20 protein-coding genes are annotated in these 17,521 nt (G+C 63.1%); 13 read left to right on the top strand and 7 right to left on the bottom strand.

The window, feature by feature from the left end:
- Nucleotides 1–82: 82 nt before the first annotated feature.
- Together P6U23_RS36825 and P6U23_RS36820 are read left to right on the top strand one after the other, a co-directional pair.
- Nucleotides 83–346 (top strand): hypothetical protein, encoded by a 264-nt coding sequence (locus P6U23_RS36825; protein ID WP_407177176.1) that lies wholly within the window; start codon nucleotides 83–85, stop codon nucleotides 344–346.
- A gap of 34 nt (nucleotides 347–380) precedes the next feature.
- A complete protein-coding gene (locus tag P6U23_RS36820) occupies nucleotides 381–1,109 on the top strand; it encodes a glutathione S-transferase family protein (protein ID WP_407177175.1) in 729 nt (242 codons plus the stop codon).
- 90 nt (nucleotides 1,110–1,199) lie between these two features.
- Here the strand turns inward: P6U23_RS36820 and P6U23_RS36815 are convergent, their stop codons facing one another.
- On the bottom strand, nucleotides 1,200–1,808 hold the full coding sequence (locus P6U23_RS36815) for a pyridoxamine 5'-phosphate oxidase family protein (protein WP_407177174.1): 609 nt from the start codon (nucleotides 1,806–1,808) through the stop codon (nucleotides 1,200–1,202).
- 115 nt (nucleotides 1,809–1,923) lie between these two features.
- On the opposite strand from P6U23_RS36815, the gene P6U23_RS36810 reads away from it, so the two are divergent.
- Nucleotides 1,924–2,817: a LysR family transcriptional regulator gene (locus P6U23_RS36810; RefSeq protein ID WP_407177173.1), complete on the top strand. Its 894-nt coding sequence runs from the start codon at nucleotides 1,924–1,926 to the stop codon at nucleotides 2,815–2,817.
- Between the two features lie 70 nt (nucleotides 2,818–2,887).
- Here P6U23_RS36810 and P6U23_RS36805 read toward each other — a convergent pair whose 3' ends face one another.
- Complete coding sequence (locus P6U23_RS36805; protein WP_407177172.1) at nucleotides 2,888–3,304, bottom strand: PaaI family thioesterase; 417 nt, start codon at nucleotides 3,302–3,304, stop codon at nucleotides 2,888–2,890.
- 247 nt (nucleotides 3,305–3,551) lie between these two features.
- Nucleotides 3,552–4,721, bottom strand: coding sequence for a 4-hydroxybenzoate 3-monooxygenase (gene pobA / locus P6U23_RS36800; RefSeq protein ID WP_407177171.1), 1,170 nt, complete (start codon nucleotides 4,719–4,721; stop codon nucleotides 3,552–3,554).
- Nucleotides 4,722–4,890: 169 nt separating this feature from the next.
- On the opposite strand from pobA, the gene P6U23_RS36795 reads away from it, so the two are divergent.
- The 10 genes from P6U23_RS36795 to P6U23_RS36750 all read left to right on the top strand — a co-directional run bounded on the left by P6U23_RS36795 (nucleotide 4,891) and on the right by P6U23_RS36750 (nucleotide 15,419).
- Nucleotides 4,891–5,907, top strand: coding sequence for a TRAP transporter substrate-binding protein (locus tag P6U23_RS36795; RefSeq protein WP_407177170.1), 1,017 nt, complete (start codon nucleotides 4,891–4,893; stop codon nucleotides 5,905–5,907).
- Nucleotides 5,908–6,222: 315 nt separating this feature from the next.
- Nucleotides 6,223–6,732 (top strand): TRAP transporter small permease, encoded by a 510-nt coding sequence (locus P6U23_RS36790; protein ID WP_024510842.1) that lies wholly within the window; start codon nucleotides 6,223–6,225, stop codon nucleotides 6,730–6,732.
- Nucleotides 6,733–6,740: 8 nt separating this feature from the next.
- Complete coding sequence (locus P6U23_RS36785; protein WP_407181707.1) at nucleotides 6,741–8,057, top strand: TRAP transporter large permease; 1,317 nt, start codon at nucleotides 6,741–6,743, stop codon at nucleotides 8,055–8,057.
- 44 nt (nucleotides 8,058–8,101) lie between these two features.
- On the top strand, nucleotides 8,102–9,142 hold the full coding sequence (locus tag P6U23_RS36780) for a serine hydrolase domain-containing protein (protein ID WP_407177169.1): 1,041 nt from the start codon (nucleotides 8,102–8,104) through the stop codon (nucleotides 9,140–9,142).
- Between the two features lie 34 nt (nucleotides 9,143–9,176).
- The gene (locus P6U23_RS36775; RefSeq protein ID WP_407177168.1) at nucleotides 9,177–9,635 is read left to right on the top strand and encodes a DUF3237 domain-containing protein; all 459 of its coding nucleotides are present in this window, start codon (nucleotides 9,177–9,179) and stop codon (nucleotides 9,633–9,635) included.
- A gap of 309 nt (nucleotides 9,636–9,944) precedes the next feature.
- Nucleotides 9,945–10,751, top strand: a complete 807-nt coding sequence (locus tag P6U23_RS36770; RefSeq protein ID WP_407177167.1) for a crotonase/enoyl-CoA hydratase family protein — start codon at nucleotides 9,945–9,947, stop codon at nucleotides 10,749–10,751.
- Nucleotides 10,748–12,649, top strand: a complete 1,902-nt coding sequence (locus P6U23_RS36765) for a feruloyl-CoA synthase (RefSeq protein ID WP_407177166.1) — start codon at nucleotides 10,748–10,750, stop codon at nucleotides 12,647–12,649. Before P6U23_RS36770 ends, P6U23_RS36765 begins: the two co-directional genes overlap by 4 nt.
- 135 nt (nucleotides 12,650–12,784) lie before the next feature.
- The gene (locus tag P6U23_RS36760; protein WP_407177165.1) at nucleotides 12,785–13,546 is read left to right on the top strand and encodes an SDR family NAD(P)-dependent oxidoreductase; all 762 of its coding nucleotides are present in this window, start codon (nucleotides 12,785–12,787) and stop codon (nucleotides 13,544–13,546) included.
- 232 nt (nucleotides 13,547–13,778) lie between these two features.
- The gene (locus P6U23_RS36755) at nucleotides 13,779–14,198 is read left to right on the top strand and encodes an acyl-CoA thioesterase (protein WP_407177164.1); all 420 of its coding nucleotides are present in this window, start codon (nucleotides 13,779–13,781) and stop codon (nucleotides 14,196–14,198) included.
- A gap of 75 nt (nucleotides 14,199–14,273) precedes the next feature.
- Nucleotides 14,274–15,419 carry an ABC transporter substrate-binding protein gene (locus P6U23_RS36750; protein ID WP_407177163.1) on the top strand — a complete coding sequence of 382 codons (1,146 nt, stop codon included), beginning with the start codon at nucleotides 14,274–14,276 and terminating at the stop codon, nucleotides 15,417–15,419.
- A 211-nt stretch (nucleotides 15,420–15,630) separates the two neighbouring features.
- Here P6U23_RS36750 and P6U23_RS36745 read toward each other — a convergent pair whose 3' ends face one another.
- The 4 genes from P6U23_RS36745 to P6U23_RS36730 are packed head-to-tail and all read right to left on the bottom strand — an operon-like array spanning nucleotide 15,631 to nucleotide 17,518.
- Nucleotides 15,631–16,098, bottom strand: a complete 468-nt coding sequence (locus tag P6U23_RS36745) for a hypothetical protein (RefSeq protein ID WP_407177162.1) — start codon at nucleotides 16,096–16,098, stop codon at nucleotides 15,631–15,633.
- A 1-nt stretch (nucleotide 16,099) separates the two neighbouring features.
- On the bottom strand, nucleotides 16,100–16,603 hold the full coding sequence (locus P6U23_RS36740) for a DUF6644 family protein (RefSeq protein ID WP_407177161.1): 504 nt from the start codon (nucleotides 16,601–16,603) through the stop codon (nucleotides 16,100–16,102).
- Complete coding sequence (locus P6U23_RS36735; RefSeq protein ID WP_407177160.1) at nucleotides 16,603–17,106, bottom strand: DUF6644 family protein; 504 nt, start codon at nucleotides 17,104–17,106, stop codon at nucleotides 16,603–16,605. Before P6U23_RS36735 ends, P6U23_RS36740 begins: the two co-directional genes overlap by 1 nt.
- Nucleotides 17,107–17,113: 7 nt before the next feature.
- Entirely contained in the window at nucleotides 17,114–17,518 is a 405-nt protein-coding gene (locus tag P6U23_RS36730; RefSeq protein WP_407177159.1) for a DUF6152 family protein, read from the bottom strand.
- Nucleotides 17,519–17,521 lie beyond the last annotated feature (3 nt).

Raw genomic sequence — 17,521 nt, 5'->3', positions numbered from 1 at the left:
GAGGACTTGCTGCTGCTGACAGGATGTTGGCAGCAGGGGTTTTCTATAACGGGACAACGCTTCAAATGAAGGGATTTTGTCCATGACCACTCTCTATAACCTGGATGTCGGCGGCTGCTGGCAGTCGCTGCAGACGAGACTGGGTTGTTTGGCCTTCGAGCGCCTGGTCGCTCTCAATGTCGCCTCCGGTGACCTTCGCCTCGCGGTGATCGGCCTGCTGTCGGCTGCGCTCAGTCGGGCCGCGAACGCCTGGGTCGAAAATATCGCCCGCCGCGCGCTTCAGGGAGCCCGATTCGCCAAGTCCGTGACGGCTGCTGACACCATGGTGGCAGCAGGGCGGCGCTAGGGCTTACCGCCATCACGACATCGGGAGCTCGCGCATGATCACCCTGTTTGGCTTTGGCACCGGTTTCGGCCTGCCGGAAATCAGCCCGTTTGTGACCAAGACCGAGGTCCAGCTCAAAATGGCTGGCCTCGCCTATCGCAAGGAACGGGCGATGCCGCCGGCCTCGCCCAAGGGGCAGCTCCCCTTCATCGAGGACGAGGGGCAGGCGATCGCCGATTCCACCTTCATCCGCGCCCATATCGAGCGCAAATACGGCTTTGATTTCGACGAGGGCCTCGACCGGGCGCAGCGCGCGCAGGCCTGGGCCTTCGAGCGGATGATCGAGCACCATGTTTATTGGGCGCTGGTCGGCGCGCGCTGGGTCGATCCGGAGAATTTCGCCAAGGGGCCGGCGCACTTCTTCGACGGTGCGCCCGAACACCGCCGCGAGAAGCTGCGCGAGGACGCGCAGTTCCGCGTCGCCGAGAACTATCTCTTGAGCGGCCTGGGCCGCCACGCCCCGGACGATGATGTCGAGCTCGCGGTGCGCTCGCTGTTCGCGCTCTCGGTGCAGCTCGGCGACAAGCCCTATCTGATGGGCGCGAAACCCTGCGGCACCGACGCCACCGCCTTCGGCGCACTGGCCGGCATCCTGACGCCGTTCTTCTCATCGCGTTTGCGGGAGCGGGCGGAGCAGTTTGCCAACCTCACCGCCTATGTCGATCGGATGATGGGCCAATATTATCCGGAATTCGCGTGGAAGGCCGAGCGCGAGGCGGCCTAAGGCGGGAGTTCGTAGTGTGGGTAGAGCGCAAGCGAAACCCACCATTTTTGTTTCCGACGCTGCGGCGGGTTTCGCTTTGCTCAACTCACCCTACGATTTCAACGCCGCGACTTCCGCTTCCAATTCCGCAATCCTTGCATCGCGCGCGGCGAGCGCCGCGGCGACATCGGCGGCATCGAATTTTTGCGGGATGTGTTGCGGGCAGTTGGTGTCCCAGGCGGCGACCGTGAACAGGATCACCTGCTCGGGCCGCGCGCGATAGCCTTTCGGCATCAGCGATTGCGTCAGCGCGGCGTCGTCCTCGACGACGCGGGCCTCGCCCCAGATCTTCACGCGCCGGCGATGCACATAGTCCATCACGAAGATATAGGCCTTCGGGTTTTCCGCGAGATTGCCTTGCGTGATGTACTGGCGATTTCCCGCGTAGTCCGCAAACGCCAGCGTGTGCTTGTCCAGCACCTTCAGGAAACCCGGTGGTCCGCCGCGATGCTGGATGTAGGGCTGGCCGGAGGCCGAGGCGGTGGCCAGAAAAAAGCTGTTGGCCTCGCCCAGGAAGGCCGCGAGGTTCTCGTCGATCTCGGTGCGCCAGCCGCGCTGCTCGGCCTGCGCATAATGCTCGCGCGAGCCCTTGCGGGCCTGGATCGATTTGACCGCCGGCGTGAAGGCAACGTCGCTCGGATAGACATGGGTCTCTGACATCGGAACGTCTCCCGCGGGCTTGTGGCCCGGTCTTGCCGCCTAAAATGGATCTTTTGCCGGCTAAAACAATCAAGCCGATTGACACTTCATCGTTGCAGGATATGCAATAATATCCATGGACCGGATCGAAGCCATGCAGGCCTTTGTGACGGTGGCGGATGCCCACGGCTTCGCGCCCGCCGCCCGCAAGCTCGGCCTGTCGCCGCCGGCGGTGACCCGGCTCATCGCCGCGCTCGAAGAACGGCTCGGCGTGCGGCTGTTGCAGCGGACCACGCGCCAGGTGTCGCTGACCGATGCCGGCGCACGCTATCTCGAGCGTGCCAGGCGTATCCTCGCCGATATCGAGGAAGCCGAGCTCGCGGCCGAAGGCGAGCGCACCCGCCCGACCGGCCGGCTGGTGGTCTCGGCGCCGGTCGGCTTCGGCCGGCTGCATGTCAGCCCGGTGATGTCGGCGTACCTGAAGCGCTATGGCGAGGTATCAGGCGAGTTGCGGCTGGAGGACCGCATGGTCAACCTGGTCGAGGACGGCGTCGATCTCGCGGTGCGGATCGGGCATCTGCCGGATTCCTCGCTGGTGGCGCGGCATGTCGGCGACATGCGGCGCATCGTGGTGGGTTCGCCCGCTTATCTGAAGGCGCATGGCGAGCCGAAGACGCCGGAGGCGCTCGCCGCGCACCAGATCATCCAGTTCGGCGCGCTGGCCGCGACGGCGGAATGGCGCTTCGGCAAGGAGGAAAGCGAGCTGGAAGTGACCGTGACCCCGCGCTTTTCCACCAACAACGCCGATGCCGCGATCCAGCATGCCGAAGCCGACGGCGGCCTGACGCGCGTGCTGGCCTATCAGGCGGCCGACGCGGTGAAGCACGGCCGGCTCAGGATCGTGCTGCAAAAGTTCGAGCGGCCGGCATTGCCGATCCATATCGTCTATCCGACCTCGCGGCTGTTGTCGGCGAAGGTGCGCGCCTTTATCGATCTCGTGGTCGAGACTTCAGATTGGCGGTTTGGGTGACGTGATGCGGCTGCCACTTGCTCGTCATCGCCGGGACAAGCCTGGGCATGACGAGGGAGAAGGGGCGCGCTCACCCCTTCTGCGGCACCACGCGAAACGTGCCGTTCGCCCGCGCGATCACGACATCGTCCGCCTTGATCAGGCTTTGCGCAAAACAGATGGTGCTGCCGGTCCTGATCACCTCGCACTCGACTGAAAGCCATTGGCCGATTTCGGCGGAGCCGACGAAATCCACGGAGAGATTGATCGTCACCAGCCTCACCGTCCAGCCCGTCGCCTGGGCGCAGCTATAGCCCATCGCATTGTCGGCAAGCGAGGCGATCAGTCCGCCATGGATCAGCCCGCGAGAATTGGTGTGAGGTGTTGCGAGCCGCAGCCCAAGCGCAACAGCTTTCTCCGTCCGCTTGGAATAGAGCGGCTCCCACGGATCGGTGAACGGGCTCTTGCGGAAGTGCGGTTCAAAGCCCGCGGGGATCGTTTCGGTCATGGGCGGCTCGCGTGTTGGCAAGACATGGCGCCATTGAACGCGAAAGGTGTGACGTTTTCACCGCCTACAAAGTTTTAAACGGGGTTTTGCATGGAGGTCTGAAACGAGTCCCCCGTCATTCCGGGATGGTCCAAAGGACCAGACCCGGAATCTCGAGATTTCCGGGTTCGATCGCGGAGCCTGTCATCCGGCCGCGCTCCGCGGACCGGGTGGCATCGCCCCGAAATGACGGAGACAATGTGCGAGCTCAGAACGGCAGCCCCACATAGTTCTCCGCCAGCGAGGCCATCGCCGCTTGGGAGCTGCAGACATAATCCAGCTCCGCGAGCTGAATGCGCGCGCCGAAAGTGCCGGTGTCGGGAAATTTGTGCAGCATCGAGGTCATCCACCAGGAGAACCGCACCGCCTTCCAGACGCGCGCGAGCGCGGTGGCGGAATAATTGTCGATGCCGGCGGACGATTTCTCGTCATAGAACTCGCGCAACGCCACGGCCAGATAGTGCGCGTCGCTCGCGGCGAGGTTCAGGCCCTTGGCGCCGGTCGGCGGCACGATATGGCCGGCGTCGCCGGCCAGGAACATGCGCCCGAACCGCATCGGCTCGGCGACAAAGCTGCGCAGCGGCGCGATGCTCTTTTCGATCGAGGGACCGGTGACGATCGTGTCGGCCGCCCGCTGGTCGAGCCGCCGCTTCAATTCGTCCCAGAAGCGGTCGTCGGGCCAGTGGTCGATGTGATCGTCCAACGAACATTGCAGGTAATAGCGGCTGCGGTGCATCGAACGCATCGTGCACAACGCGAATCCGCGCTCATGATTGTTGTAGATCAGCTCATGCGAGACCGGCGGGGTTTCGGAGAGGATACCGAGCCAGCCGAACGGATAGACCCGCTCGAACTCTTCGATCGCCGTCGGCTTGACGCTGGCGCGGCTGATGCCGTGGAAACCGTCGCAGCCGGCGATGAAATCGCAACCGATTTCGTGGCTGACGCCGTCCTTCACATAGGTGACGCGCGGATGGTCGGTATCAAAATCGAGCGGCGTGACATTTGCCGCCTGATAGACGGTCGTCAGTCCCGCCGCTTTGCGCGTGTTCATCAGATCCAGCGTCACCTCGGTCTGGCCGTAGATCATCACGGTCTTGCCGGTCAATGCTTTCATGTCGATCCGATGACGGGCGCCGCCGAAGGCAAGCTCGATCCCGTCATGGACGAGGCCCTCGTGATGGGCCCGCTCGCCCGCGCCGACCTCGTCCAGCAGCTTGACCGTGCCTTGTTCCAGCAGGCCTGCGCGAATGCGGCCGAGCACATACTCCGCCGATTGTTTCTCCAGGATGATATTGTCGATGCCATAGATGCGGAGGAGTTGCCCAAGCAACAATCCCGCCGGCCCCGCGCCAATGATTGCGACTTTTGTCCGCAATACTTGTTTCCTCCAATGTTATAGGCTTCAAACGAGCCGGCCCGGGGCGAAAGCCGCCGGCTTGCAATGATAATTATATCATATAACAATATCTGCAAAGGGCCGTGAACGCCTTGCAGAGGGCGAAGCGCGACGAAGCGTAAGGCCTGGCGAAAGGGAGAGAGAGCCGATGAGGAAGGCATGGTTGGCGTTGCTGCTGGCGATCGGCGTGACGCCTGCGTTCGGGGCGGAGCAAACCTTCAATCTGAGAATCTCGCATTGGGTGCCGGCATCGCATCCGCTGCAGAAATCGCTGGAGGACTGGGCCGCGGCGGTCGAGAAGGAGTCCGGCGGCACCATCAAGTCCCAGGTGTTCCCCGCCCAGCAGCTCGGCAAGGCCTTCGATCACTACGACATGGCGCGCGACGGCATCGCCGACATTACCTATGTCAATCCCGGCTACCAGCCCGGCCGGTTTCCGATCATCGGCGCGGGCGAGCTTCCGTTCCTGATCGCGAACGCCAAGGGCGGCTCGGAAGGGCTGGATGCCTGGTACCGCAAATATGCGCAGAGCGAGATGAAGGACGTGAAATATTGCCTCGCCTTCGTCCACACGCCCTCGGCGTTCCACACCCGCACCAAGAAGGTGGTGGTGCCCGAGGACGTCAAGGGCATGAAGATTCGCCCGGCGGATGCGACCATCGCCAACTTCGTCACCCAGCTCGGCGGCACCAATGTGCAGTCCTCGGCTCCGGAAGTGCGTGACATCATCGAGCGCGGCGTTGCCGACGGGGTCACCTTCCCGGCGGGTTCGCTGCTGCTGTTCGGCGTCGACAAGGTGACCAAGTATCACATGGATGCGCCGCTCTACGTCACGACCTTCGTCTTCGTGATGAACAAGGACAAGTACAACCAGATGTCGGATCGCCAGAAGAAGGCGATCGACGATAACTGCAACACCGAGGCCGCGGGCCGTGTCGGCGAGCCCTGGGGCAAGTTCGAGGACGCCGGCGTCGACAAGATCAAGGCCGAAGCAGGCCAGGACGTTTACAAGCTGACTCCCGAGCAGACCGCATTGTGGAAGAAGGCGGCCGAGCCGCTGGTGAAGACCTGGGGCGATGGCGTCAGGAAGACCGGCGTCGATCCGGACAAGGCGCTGGACGAGCTGAAGGCCTCGCTCGCGAAGTATAACGCCTTGGCGCAGTAGGTGAGGTCTGGTCTTTGGAGCGAGATGAGTTTGGTTCAATCGGTGCGAGCCTCAGACTCGGTTCACCTCTCCCGTAGGGAGAGGTCGGATCACATCGACAGATGTGATCCGGGTGAGGGGTCACGGTCTCCACTGAGAGTTGCGGCCCCTCACCCGGATTGCACTGGACGATGCTTCGCATCGTCACGCGCAATCCGACCTCTCCCCGCTGGGGAGAGGTGACCCCGCTGCAACCGATCGACCCTAATTTCATCTTGCCTTAACGACGGTGGCATCTTCTTCCGCCTCCACCTTGCAATGATCAGGGGAACAAACATGAACCGCGCGACGATGGATCGCTTTATCGACACGATCGAATGGATCGCGGCGGGATTCGTCGGCATTGTCGCGCTGGATATCTTCGTCTCGGTGCTGCTGCGCAACACGCTGAATTATGCCATTCCCGATTCCTTCGACATCGGGCGGATGCTGCTCGGAATCCTGATCTTCTGGGGCATCGCCGCGACCTCCTACCGTGGGACGCACATCACCGTCGATCTGGTCTGGGCCAATGTCGGGCCGCGCTATCAGCGCATGATCGACGTGTTCGCGACGCTGGTGCTGCTGTTCGTCGTCACGGTGCAGACCTGGACTTTGTTCGACAAGGTGCGCGGCACCTATAACGACCACGTGCTGACCTTCGACCTGCACATGCCGGTCTGGCCGTTTTTTGCCGTGGCCTGGATCGGCGACATCTCCGCGGTGCTCCTGATCGCGATCCGCACCTACCGGCTGATCTTCCATCCCGAAGACATGCACGATCCCCAAATCAAGGCCACGGAGTGACTGCTTTGCTGAGTACCGACGCCGTTGCCGTCATCGGGTTCGTGGCGCTGTTCGCGCTGATGCTCTTGCGCGTGCCGGTCGGCATGGCGATGGGCCTCGTCGGCGTATCAGGCTTTTCCTATCTCGTCGGCGGCACGCAGGCGCTGAAACTGGTCGGGCAGACCTCGATGCGGACGGTGACCGACTACACCTTCGGCGTCATCCCGATGTTTCTGTTGATGGGAACCTTCGTGAGCCAATCCGGCATGAGCCGCGAACTGTTCCGTGCCGCCAATGGGTTTGTCGGTCACCTGCGCGGCGGCCTGGGGATCGCGACGGTGGCCGCCTGCGGCGGCTTCGCCGCGATCTCCGGCTCTTCGGTTGCCACCGCCGCGACGTTCTCCGCGGTCGCCTATCCGGAGATGCGGCGGTTCGGCTATCCGCAGTCCTTTGCCACCGGCGTGATCGCGGCGGGCGGCACCTTGGGCGCGATGCTGCCGCCATCCACGGTGCTCGCGGTCTATGGCATCATCACCGAGCAGGATATCGGCAAATTGTTCATCGCCGGCATCATCCCAGGCCTGCTCGCGATGACCATGTACATGATCACGATCGCGCTGATCGGCTATCTGGCGCCCGGCTTTCTGCCGCAGGGCAAGCCGCTCGCTTGGCGCGAGCGATTTATGGGCCTGAAGGACATCTGGGCGCCGGTGCTGCTGTTCATCTTCGTGATCGGCGGGCTCTATGGGCTTCCCTTCCTGCCGCGCTTCACGCCGACCGAAGCCGGCGGCGTCGGCGCGACCGGCGCGTTCCTGATCGGCGTCGTCACCGGCCGGCTCGACAAGGAGAAGATTCTTGCTTCGCTCCTGCAGGCGACGCGCACCGCGGCGGCGGTCTTCACCGTCCTGATCGGCGCGCTGATCTTCGGCTATTTCCTCACGGTCACCCAGACGCCGCAAAAAGTGACGGAGTTCCTGACTTCGCTCGGGCTCGGCAGCTACGGCGTGCTTGCGGTCATCATGCTGATGTATCTGGTGCTCGGCTGCCTGATGGATGCGATGGCGATGATCATCCTCACCGTCCCGATCATCTTCCCGGTGGTTTCGCATCTCGGCTTCGATCCGATCTGGTTCGGCGTCATCATTGTGATGACGGTCGAGCTTGGTCTGATCCATCCGCCCGTGGGCATGAACGTGTTCGTAATCAAGAGCGTGGTGAAGGACGTATCCTTCTCCACCATCTTCAAGGGCGTGCTGCCGTTCGTGGCCACCGACCTGATTCGGCTGGTGATCCTGATCACGTTTCCGCTGCTCGCAACCTGGCTGCCGCAGCGCATGGCGGGTTAGGACTTATCAAAAAAACAGTAGGGACTTGAAGGAGCACTCGCGCCGTGTGGTACGCCTGGCTGATCATTTTCAGCCTAGTCATTAGTCCGGCATTAGCCCAGCCTGCGCCGGCAGGCGAGTGGACTCATGTCCCTCCCGAGGCATCCGGATGGGCCGCAACAACCCTCGCCGAGGCAAGGGCTTTTGCAGACGAGCACAATTTCGCCGCGGTGATGATCGTTCAGCACGGCTCTGTCGTTGCCGAGTGGGGTGACACCAGCAAGCCGATGGAGCTTGCCTCCGTCCGCAAGAGCCTGCTCGATGCTCTGATTGGAATTGCAGTTTCACACCGCCAGATCGACCTTGGCAGCACGCTCCAGCAGCTTGGTATCGACGACAATGCGCCGGCTCTCTCTGCCGAGGAGAAGCAGGCGACGGTCCTGATGCTGTTGGAAGCCCGATCCGGCATCTACCATCCGGCGCTCTATGAGACACCCGCGATGGCCGCGAAGCGACCGCCGCGGCTGAGCCACGCGCCGGGGACCTTCTGGTACTACAACAACTGGGACTTCAATGCGCTCGGTACGATCTACGAGAAGGCGGTCGGCACGTCGATCTACCAGGCCTTCGATGATGAGATCGCCCGAAAAATCGGCATGCAGGACTATGATCCGCGCTCGCAGCGCTATTCCCGGGGTGCCGCGTCCGTTCACCCCGCTTATACATTCCGGATGAGTACGCGGGACCTTGCCAGATTTGCTCTGCTCTTTCTGAACGGCGGGCGTTGGAACGATCAGCAGGTCGTACCAACGGATTGGGTCCGGGAAAGCACCATGCCTCACTCGGATGGCGAAGACGGGTTTGGCTATGGATATCTCTGGTGGACTGCGGACATGCCCGCTCCGTCCCGCCGTGCGCCTCGCCTCCCGGCCGGGTCCTATTTCGCATGGGGAGCACGCGGTCAATACGCCATGGTCATTCCCAAAGACGATCTGGTGATCGTCGAACGCGCCGACCGCGATTCGGACCGGTCACCCCCGCGCGTGCATGACGCGGTGCATTTGGTGAACCTCATCCGGCAAGCCGGTCACCTCCAGGAGAAATGATCACAGCAAGAGCCAGACCTCGGAGTTTGTCGCGATGATCCCGGTGCTCGAAACCAAATACGTCTTCACCATCACCGCGCTGATCGGCGAGGTGGTCAGCGCCGGCGACATCGGCCATGGCGTTCGCCGCGTTATCCCGATCATCGGCGGCGAGGTGCGGGGCGAGATCAATGGCAAGGTTCTTCCGTTCGGCGCGGATTTCCAGATCATCCGGCCCAACGAGCTGATCGAGCTGGAGGCGAAATACGCGCTTGAGACCGACGATGGCGCGGTGATCTATGTCGAGAACAAGGGGATCCGCTTTGGACCTGTCGATCTCCTGCAAAAACTTAAGCGCAACGAGGCGGTCGATCCCAAGCTGATCTATTGCCGGACCTCACCGAACTTCGAAACAGGCCATGAAAAGTACCGCTGGCTGATGGAGCACCTCTTCGTCGCCTCCGTCGCCCGCCATGCGATGCGCGTGGTGATCGACGTGCATCAGGTGCTGTGACCGTCAGTTTCCGCTGCCTCCACACGTCGTCCCCGCGAAAGCGGGGACCCATACCGCATGATGTCGCGTTGGGGCACGATGATCGTCGCCGTACCTCAAACCACTCCTTTGGCTATGGGTCCCGGCTTTCGCCGGGACGACACTGAATTTGGGCGGGCCGCGGCCACGCATCGCGCTGTGGTCCCGGCTCGCGCTCCACCGGGCGACGCTGCGCGTCGCCGGGAGTTCGCTTGGCCGGGACGACAGCTTATTGACTCCCCCCGAAATCGTTATACAACATAACTATTCCGAACAGGACACAATAACCCGATGGGAAACGCCTCTGCCGCCGACGCGGAACATGCCGCGCTGTTGAAAATCGAGAAAAGCGGCGCGGTGCTGACGGTCGGGCTCAACCGTCCGGCCAAGCGCAATGCGCTCAATGACGGCATTATTCTCGCGATCGGCGAGTCTTTTGCAAAGCTTCCCGACGATATCGGCGCCGTGGTCATTCACGGCGTCGGCGATCATTTTTCCTCCGGTCTCGATCTCTCCGAGCTGACCGAGCACGACGCCACCGAAGGCCTGCGGCATTCGCAGATGTGGCATCGCGTGTTCGATCGCATTCAATATAGCCGCGTGCCCGTGATCGCCGCGCTGAAGGGCGCGGTGATCGGCGGCGGACTGGAGCTTGCCTGCGCCGCGCATATCCGCGTCGCCGAGCCGTCGGCTTATTTCGCGCTGCCGGAGGGCCAGCGCGGCATTTTCGTTGGCGGCGGCGGCTCGGTCCGGCTGCCGCGGTTGATCGGCGTGCCGCGGATGATGGACATGATGCTCACGGGGCGCGTCTATTCCGCCACTGAAGGCTCGGCCTACGGTTTTGCGCAATATCTCGTCGAGGAGGGCGGCGCGCTGGCCAAAGCCATGGAGCTCGCCGAGCGCATCGCGTCGAACGCGCCGCTGACCAATTTTGCCGTGCTGCAGGCGCTGCCGATGATCGCGGAAGCCAATCCGCAGACAGGGCTTCTGATGGAATCGCTGATGGCCACCGTGGCGCAGAGCGACAAAGAGGCAAAGCGCCGCATCCGCGCCTTTCTCGAGCACAGAACCGCAAAGGTGAAACCGGGGTCGACATGAGCGCGCAGCCGAACATGATCGTGTCAACGGCAGCCGGCGAAACCGGCCGCGCCGCCGCCCATCATCCACTGCGCGCGATCTCGTTCCGCGATCCGGCCGTCTTGATCGAGCGAAAATCCGACGGCACCATCTATCTGCGCCCGACCCGTACCCTCGAGGACTATCCGGTCCGCATCACCGACCGCCTGCATTATTGGGCGGGCGTCGCGCCGGACCGCGTCTTCATGGCGGAGCGCGAGCACAGCGGCGCATGGCGGCAGCTCACCTATGCGGAACTGCTGGTCTGCAGCCGGCATATCGCCTCGAGCCTGCTGAAGCGGGGGCTGTCGGCCGAAAAGCCCGTGGTCATTCTTTCCGGGAATTCGATCGATCACGCGCTGGTCGCCTTCGGCGCGCTCTATGCAGGCATTCCATTCTGCCCGGTGTCGCCGGCCTATTCGCTGGTCTCGAAGGACTACGGCAAGCTCGCGCATGTGATGAAGCTGCTGACGCCGGGCCTCGTCTTTGCCGATGACGCCGACAAGTTTGCCGATGCGCTTCTCGCCAACGTGTCGCTCGGCACCGAGATCGCAGCGGCTTACGGCGGCGTGCCAGGCCGCGACGTGACGCTGCTCAAGGATCTGGTGGCGACGCCCTTGCATCCGAGCCTTGATGCGGCCCATGACAAGATCGGCCCCGACACGATCGCAAAATTCCTGCTGACCTCGGGGTCGACAGGCAATCCCAAGGCGGTCATCAACACGCAGCGCATGATCTGCGCCAATCAGGTCATGCTGCGCGAAACGATGGCGTTCCTCAAGGACGAGCCTCCTGTCATCATCGATTGGCTGCCCTGGAATCACACGTTTGGCGGCAATCACAATGTCGGGCTCACGCTCTATAATGGCGGCTCGATATATCTCGATGCGGGCAAGCCGACGCCGGAAGGCATCGCAGAGACCGTGCGCAATCTGCGTGAGGTCGCGCCGACGGTCTATTTCAACGTGCCCAAAGGCTACGAGTCGCTGCTGCCTTACTTCCGCGACGATGCAGGCTTATGTGAAAAATTCTTCAGCCGCCTGCATGCGATGTTCTTCTCGGGTGCGGCGCTCTCGCCCTATGTCTGGAACAGCCTTGATGAGCTTTCCGTGCAGGCGACCGGCCATCGCGTGCCGATGCTGACCGGGCTCGGCGCGACCGAGACCGCGCCGTATTTCATGGCGGCCAATCCGCGCACCAGCCGCTCCGGCCATGTCGGGCTGCCGGTGGCGGGCAACGAGGCCAAGCTCGTGCCGAACAACGGCAAGCTCGAGGTGCGCGCGAAGGGGCCGAATGTCACGCCGGGCTATTGGCGCCAGCCCGACATGAGCAAGGCCGCTTTCGACGAGGAAGGCTTTTACAAGCTCGGCGATGCGCTCAAGCCCGCCGATCCCAATGATCTGCATGCCGGGTTCGATTTCGACGGCCGCATTGCCGAGGATTTCAAGCTCGCGAGCGGAACGTGGGTCAGCGTCGGTCCGTTGCGCGCGCGCTTCATCGCGGCCTGCGCGCCGCTGGTGCGCGACGTCGTGATCGCCGGCATCAACCGCGACGAGATCGCGGCGATCGTCGTGCTCGACCTCGACGGCTGCCGGCTGATCAACGCGACGCTGCCTTTCGACGACCTCAAGGCCACCGCCGCCGATCCGCTGGTGCGCGCGGCCTTCCGCGAGCGGTTTGAAAAGTTTCTGTCGAGCGCGACGGGCTCCTCGACGCGGATCACCCGCGCGATCCTGCTCGATGCGCCGCTATCAATCGACCGCGGCGAGGTCACCGACAAGGGCTCGATCAACCAGCGCGCGGTGCTGGAACATCGCAAGGAGTTGATCGAACAGCTTTATGCACCGACGCCGGCGGATGATGTGATCACGCTAGGCTGAAGGAAGGACGTGTCTTGTTTGCCGCAGCCCATCCACGGACTCGCGCCACCTCTCCCTGCGGGAGAGGTGGACCTTCGCCGTTGCCAAGGTAAGCCTAATCTCATCGCGCTGTAGAGCCAATTTAAGGAGAGCATCATGTTGTTGAAGGATCAGGCCGCCATCGTCACCGGAGGCGCATCGGGGCTCGGCGCCGCCACCGCGCGGAAGCTCGCCGCCCAGGGCGCGAAGGTCGCGGTCTGCGATCTCAATGCCAAGCTGGCGGAAAGCGTCGCGGCCGAGATCAAGGGCACGGCAATCGTTTGCGACGTGTCGGAGTCGACTGCCGCCGAGGCCGCAATTGCGCAGGCCGAAAAGGCGCACGGCCCGGCGCGCGTGCTGGTGAACTGCGCCGGCATCGGTGTTGCTAAACGCGTGGTCGGCCGTGATGGAGCGATGCCGCTGGCGGATTTCGAGAAGGTGATCAAGATCAATCTGATCGGCTCTTTCAACATGCTGCGCGTCGCGACCGCCGCGATGTCCAAGCTCGAGCCGCTTGCAAGCGGCGAGCGCGGTGTCGTCATCAACACCGCCTCCGTCGCCGCCTATGACGGCCAGATCGGACAGGCGGCCTATTCGGCCTCGAAGGGCGGCATCGTCGCGATGACCTTGCCGATCGCGCGCGAGCTCGCGCAGTTCGGCATCCGCGTCATGACGATCGCGCCGGGCCTGTTCCTCACGCCGCTGCTGTCGAACCTGCCGCAGGAGGCGCAGGACTCGCTCGCCGCCGCGATCCCGTTCCCGCACCGGCTCGGTCAGGCCGAGGAGTTCGCCTCGCTCGCGCTGCACATGATCGACAACCCCTATCTCAACGGCGAGGTGGTACGCCTCGACGGCGCACTGCGCATGGCGCCGAAGTGATTGAGATGACGCCGGCGCTTGCTGCAAGCTCGCCTGCACCTCTCCCATCGGGAGAGGTCGATTTGCGGAGCAAATCGGGTGAGGGGTTATGGTCTCTCGTGGAGCAGCGGCCCCTCATCCGCGCCGGAGCCTGCCATCGGGCGCGCCTTTGGCGCGACCCGGTGGGCGCGACCTCTCCCCACCGGGGAGAGGTGAACCATCGTCGCGGCAAGCATAGAAGCTAGGCAACCGCATGTTCGTGCACCGGCGCGATGTCCAGATACAGTGGGGCGACTGCGATCCCGCCAACATCGTCTACTATCCGCGTTATTTCGCGATGTTCGACGATTCCACCTCGATCATGTTCGAGGTGGCGGGTTTTTCCAAGCAGGACCTCGTCAAGCGCTACGGGCTGGTCGGTATTCCCATGGTCGACACGCGGGCGAAATTCTACATCCCGTCCACCTACGGCGACTGGATCACGATCGAAAGCCGGATCGAGAGTTTTAAGCGGTCGAGTTTCGAGGTCACTCACAAGGTCTATAAGGGCGAGGCGCTGGCGATCGAGGCCTTCGAGACCCGCGTGCTGGTCGGCCGCGATCCCGATGATGCTGACAAGCTCAAATCCGTACCGGTGCCGAGCGAGGTCGTCGAGAAGTTCATGCAGGGGTGATGCACACCTAAAGAGAGGGTTGAACTGCAGGGCAAGTTCTGCTCTGGAACAAGCGAACATTGCAGGGAGGAACGAATGAGGAAGGCCCTTTTGTCTGCCGCGGCGCTGACGCTCAGCCTTGCGCTGCCGGGCGCGCCGGCGGGCGCGCAGACCAATGAGATCACCATCGGCATCAGCATCTCCACGACGGGGCCGGCGGCTGCGCTCGGCATCCCCGAGCGCAACGCGCTCGACTTCGTGGCCAAGGAGATCGCAGGCCATCCCTTGAAAGTGATCGTGCTGGACGACGGCGGCGACCCGACCAACGCCACCACCAATGCGCGGCGCTTTGTCACGGAGTCCAAGGCCGACATCATCATGGGCTCTTCCACGACGCCGCCGACGATCGCGGTGTCCAACGTCGCCAACGAGGCCGGCATTCCGCATATCGGGCTCGCGCCGTTCCCGATCACGCCGGAACGGGCGAAGTGGTCGGTGACGATGCCGCAGCCGATTCCGATCGTCGGCAAGGCGCTGTACGACCACATGAAGAAGCATGGCATCAAGACCGTCGGCTATATCGGCTACTCCGATTCCTACGGCGATCTCTGGCTGAACGATTTCAAGAAGCAGGGCATCCCGATGGGCATGACGCTGGTCGATGACGAGCGCTTCGCGCGCCCCGATACATCGGTCACCGGCCAGGTGCTGAAGCTCGTCGCCGCCAATCCCGATGCCATCCTGGTCGGCGCCTCCGGCACCGCCGCCGCGCTGCCGCAGACCGAGCTGCGCGACCGCGGCTACAAGGGCCTGATCTATCAGACCCACGGCGCCGCCAGCATGGATTTCATCCGCATCGCCGGCAAAGCCGCCGAAGGCGTGATCATGGTCTCGGGTCCCGTGATGGATCCGGAGGATCAGCCCGACAGCGCGCTGACCAAGAAGCCGGGCCTGGCGCTGGACAAGGCCTATGAAGCCAAATACGGCCCGCGCAGCCAGTTCGCCGGCCATTCCTATGATGCGTTCCTGGTTCTGGACCGTGTCGTCCCGACCGCGCTGAAAACGGCACAACCCGGCACGAGCGAATTCCGCGAGGCGATCCGAAAGGCGCTGCTGACCGAACGCGAAATTCCGGCGAGCCAGGGTGTCTATAATTTCACCGAAACCGACCGCTACGGCCTCGACGACCGCTCGCGCATCCTGCTCACGGTGAAAAACGGCAAATACGTCCTGGCGGAGTGAGGCTGCCGCAAGCACCACTGTCGTCACCCTGCGACAGCGGGTGATCAGTGGATAGGCCCCTTTGATCCAAGCAAGCACCAGCCTCAAACCGTCATCCCCGCGCAAACGGCTTCGCCGTTTGTCGCTGGAGGTGCTCGCGACAGCGAGCCTCGAAGGATGAACGGCCCGGCTGCGGGAGCCGGGCCGTCGTCCTTCACTGGGAATTGGTCATCTACTCCAGCCCGTAATGACGGTGGCAGGCCGCGCAAATGCCGTCGAGCCGGTCGCTGACTTCGGAGATGGATTTCAGATCGTGCGCCTCCGCGGCGCGATAGGCTTTGTCCGCGGCGGCCGCGAGCTTGTTGACGTAATCGTTCCAGTGCGCATCCAGCGCCCGCTGCGGGATCATCAGCGCGTTCGTTGCCTCCGCCAGCGTTGCCGCGCCGCTGACGATCTTCTCCCAGTCGTCGTCCGTTTTGGGCGAAAGGTCATGCTCGCCCTTCTCGTCGATGATCGTGCCGTTGGTGCTCCAGATGATCGCTGCGGCGGGACTGAGCACGTGTTCCATGAACGTCTTCATGTCGACATGGGGCTGGAAGGGTGGCAGCGATGGCGCATTGTCGGACAGCGATGGCGATACGGCGAGGGCGGAGATGACGACCGCGACGGCAACGCCGAGAGATGCGCGAATGCTGCCCATCTCAAAGCACCTGCATGGTGAATCCGATCCAGCGCCCGCAAGCCACGACCGCAATCCAGAGCAGGATCGAGACCGCGCCTGCAAGGCGCGCCCGCAGCGGCGGTCGCCGCTCCTTCTCCCACTGCGGCAGATCCCTCGCGCTGATGACATGGAAGATCAGCATATTCACCCCGGCGGCACAGATCAGACAGATCTTGGCGACGAAATAGCCGTTCTCGAGATATTTGGTCGCATTGGAGATGAACAGCAAAAAGCCGGAGGTCGCCGCAATCGCGAATGCAGCCCACGTCACCGGCAGGATGGCACCCGCGAGCCGGCTCACGGGCCGATGGATGGACGCGAGCCCGAGCAGGCGCAGGTCCAGGACGAGGATCGAGCCGACAACGAGGCAGATGGCGATCACGTGGACGGACTCGATGAGTGGAAACAACGTGTCGTTCTCGCGAATGCTTTCCGCGAGCCCGCTTTCCTCGAAATAGGCAATGATATCCTGAAATTCCGACATCAGCCGGCCTGCGTGTAGGCGATCCAGCGCCCGGCAAACAGGATGCCGCACCAGATCAGGATCGATACCGTTGCAAGAGCCTTGCCCGCCATCCGGCGGCTTCGATCCTTCTCCCAAGCGACCGGTGCGGAAGCGATCGATCTCTGCAGGCCTGCCGTCAGCAGGACCGCGACAAGGAGCAGCGTCATTTTGAGGTAAAAGGTTGGATTAACCAGCGAGCGGCGCGGCTCGCCGATGATCAGCAGGCTTCCGGTTGCGAGCAGGACGAGCAGCACGGGCCAGATCGCCGGCAGAAAGCGCCGCGCCACCTCGCGCAGCGGCTGGTCGCGCTCAAACAGTCTGAACAGGCGCAAATCCACCAGCACCGCGGATGAGAACACGACCGCCACGCTCAGAATATGTATGGTCTGCAGCGTCGGAATGATCCAACCCGCCGCCTGGATCGCATGGCTGAGCGACGTTGTCGCCAGCCATTTGGAAAATGCGGTCAGGGCGGCTTCCATCGCCGGACTACTGCTCCATTTCAGGCGTCAGCGTGTAGGTCAGTTCCTGGCCGTTCTGCAGCGTCACCTTTCGCAGCAGCCCGCCGGGCTTGCCGTCACGAAGCGGAGCATATTGGAAGGTCGCGTGATCGCCGACCTGCAACGAGCGCTTGGTCCAGCCGGAACGCGTCAACACGCCGGGGCTTGAGACCTCGAAAACCCAGGTTTCGGCCTGCTTGCCGTCCTTGGCGTCGGTCTCGACGACAAAAGTGATGTGAGGGTTGGTCCAGTTGACCTGCTTGACCGTGCCCTGCGTGGTCTGCTGATGTTCCTGGTCATAGGCGGCACCCGAATGGTGCGCTGCCACGAGGGTCGGAAAGCCCAGCATCAGTGCAGCGGCAAGAGAAAAAGCCTTCACCGGCATCTCGATCATTCC

The organism is Bradyrhizobium sp. STM 3562, from assembly GCF_045571435.1.
Lineage (GTDB): Bacteria > Pseudomonadota > Alphaproteobacteria > Rhizobiales > Xanthobacteraceae > Bradyrhizobium.
This window is presented reverse-complemented; position numbering and strand designations above follow the sequence as displayed.

Excerpts from the sequence above, each read along its gene's own strand:
- P6U23_RS36815 (WP_407177174.1), bottom strand. The coding sequence starts at position 1,808 with ATGTCAGAGACCCATGTCTATCCGAGCGACGTTGCCTTCACGCCGGCG.
- P6U23_RS36745 (WP_407177162.1), bottom strand. The coding sequence starts at position 16,098 with ATGGGCAGCATTCGCGCATCTCTCGGCGTTGCCGTCGCGGTCGTCATC.
- P6U23_RS36805 (WP_407177172.1), bottom strand. The coding sequence starts at position 3,304 with ATGACCGAAACGATCCCCGCGGGCTTTGAACCGCACTTCCGCAAGAGC.
- P6U23_RS36730 (WP_407177159.1), bottom strand. The coding sequence starts at position 17,518 with ATGATCGAGATGCCGGTGAAGGCTTTTTCTCTTGCCGCTGCACTGATG.
- P6U23_RS36765 (WP_407177166.1), top strand. The coding sequence starts at position 10,748 with ATGAGCGCGCAGCCGAACATGATCGTGTCAACGGCAGCCGGCGAAACC.
- P6U23_RS36735 (WP_407177160.1), bottom strand. The coding sequence starts at position 17,106 with ATGGAAGCCGCCCTGACCGCATTTTCCAAATGGCTGGCGACAACGTCG.
- P6U23_RS36820 (WP_407177175.1), top strand. The coding sequence starts at position 381 with ATGATCACCCTGTTTGGCTTTGGCACCGGTTTCGGCCTGCCGGAAATC.
- P6U23_RS36810 (WP_407177173.1), top strand. The coding sequence starts at position 1,924 with ATGGACCGGATCGAAGCCATGCAGGCCTTTGTGACGGTGGCGGATGCC.
- P6U23_RS36825 (WP_407177176.1), top strand. The coding sequence starts at position 83 with ATGACCACTCTCTATAACCTGGATGTCGGCGGCTGCTGGCAGTCGCTG.
- P6U23_RS36790 (WP_024510842.1), top strand. The coding sequence starts at position 6,223 with ATGAACCGCGCGACGATGGATCGCTTTATCGACACGATCGAATGGATC.
- P6U23_RS36740 (WP_407177161.1), bottom strand. The coding sequence starts at position 16,603 with ATGTCGGAATTTCAGGATATCATTGCCTATTTCGAGGAAAGCGGGCTC.
- P6U23_RS36760 (WP_407177165.1), top strand. The coding sequence starts at position 12,785 with ATGTTGTTGAAGGATCAGGCCGCCATCGTCACCGGAGGCGCATCGGGG.
- P6U23_RS36795 (WP_407177170.1), top strand. The coding sequence starts at position 4,891 with ATGAGGAAGGCATGGTTGGCGTTGCTGCTGGCGATCGGCGTGACGCCT.
- P6U23_RS36775 (WP_407177168.1), top strand. The coding sequence starts at position 9,177 with ATGATCCCGGTGCTCGAAACCAAATACGTCTTCACCATCACCGCGCTG.
- P6U23_RS36770 (WP_407177167.1), top strand. The coding sequence starts at position 9,945 with ATGGGAAACGCCTCTGCCGCCGACGCGGAACATGCCGCGCTGTTGAAA.
- P6U23_RS36755 (WP_407177164.1), top strand. The coding sequence starts at position 13,779 with ATGTTCGTGCACCGGCGCGATGTCCAGATACAGTGGGGCGACTGCGAT.
- P6U23_RS36750 (WP_407177163.1), top strand. The coding sequence starts at position 14,274 with ATGAGGAAGGCCCTTTTGTCTGCCGCGGCGCTGACGCTCAGCCTTGCG.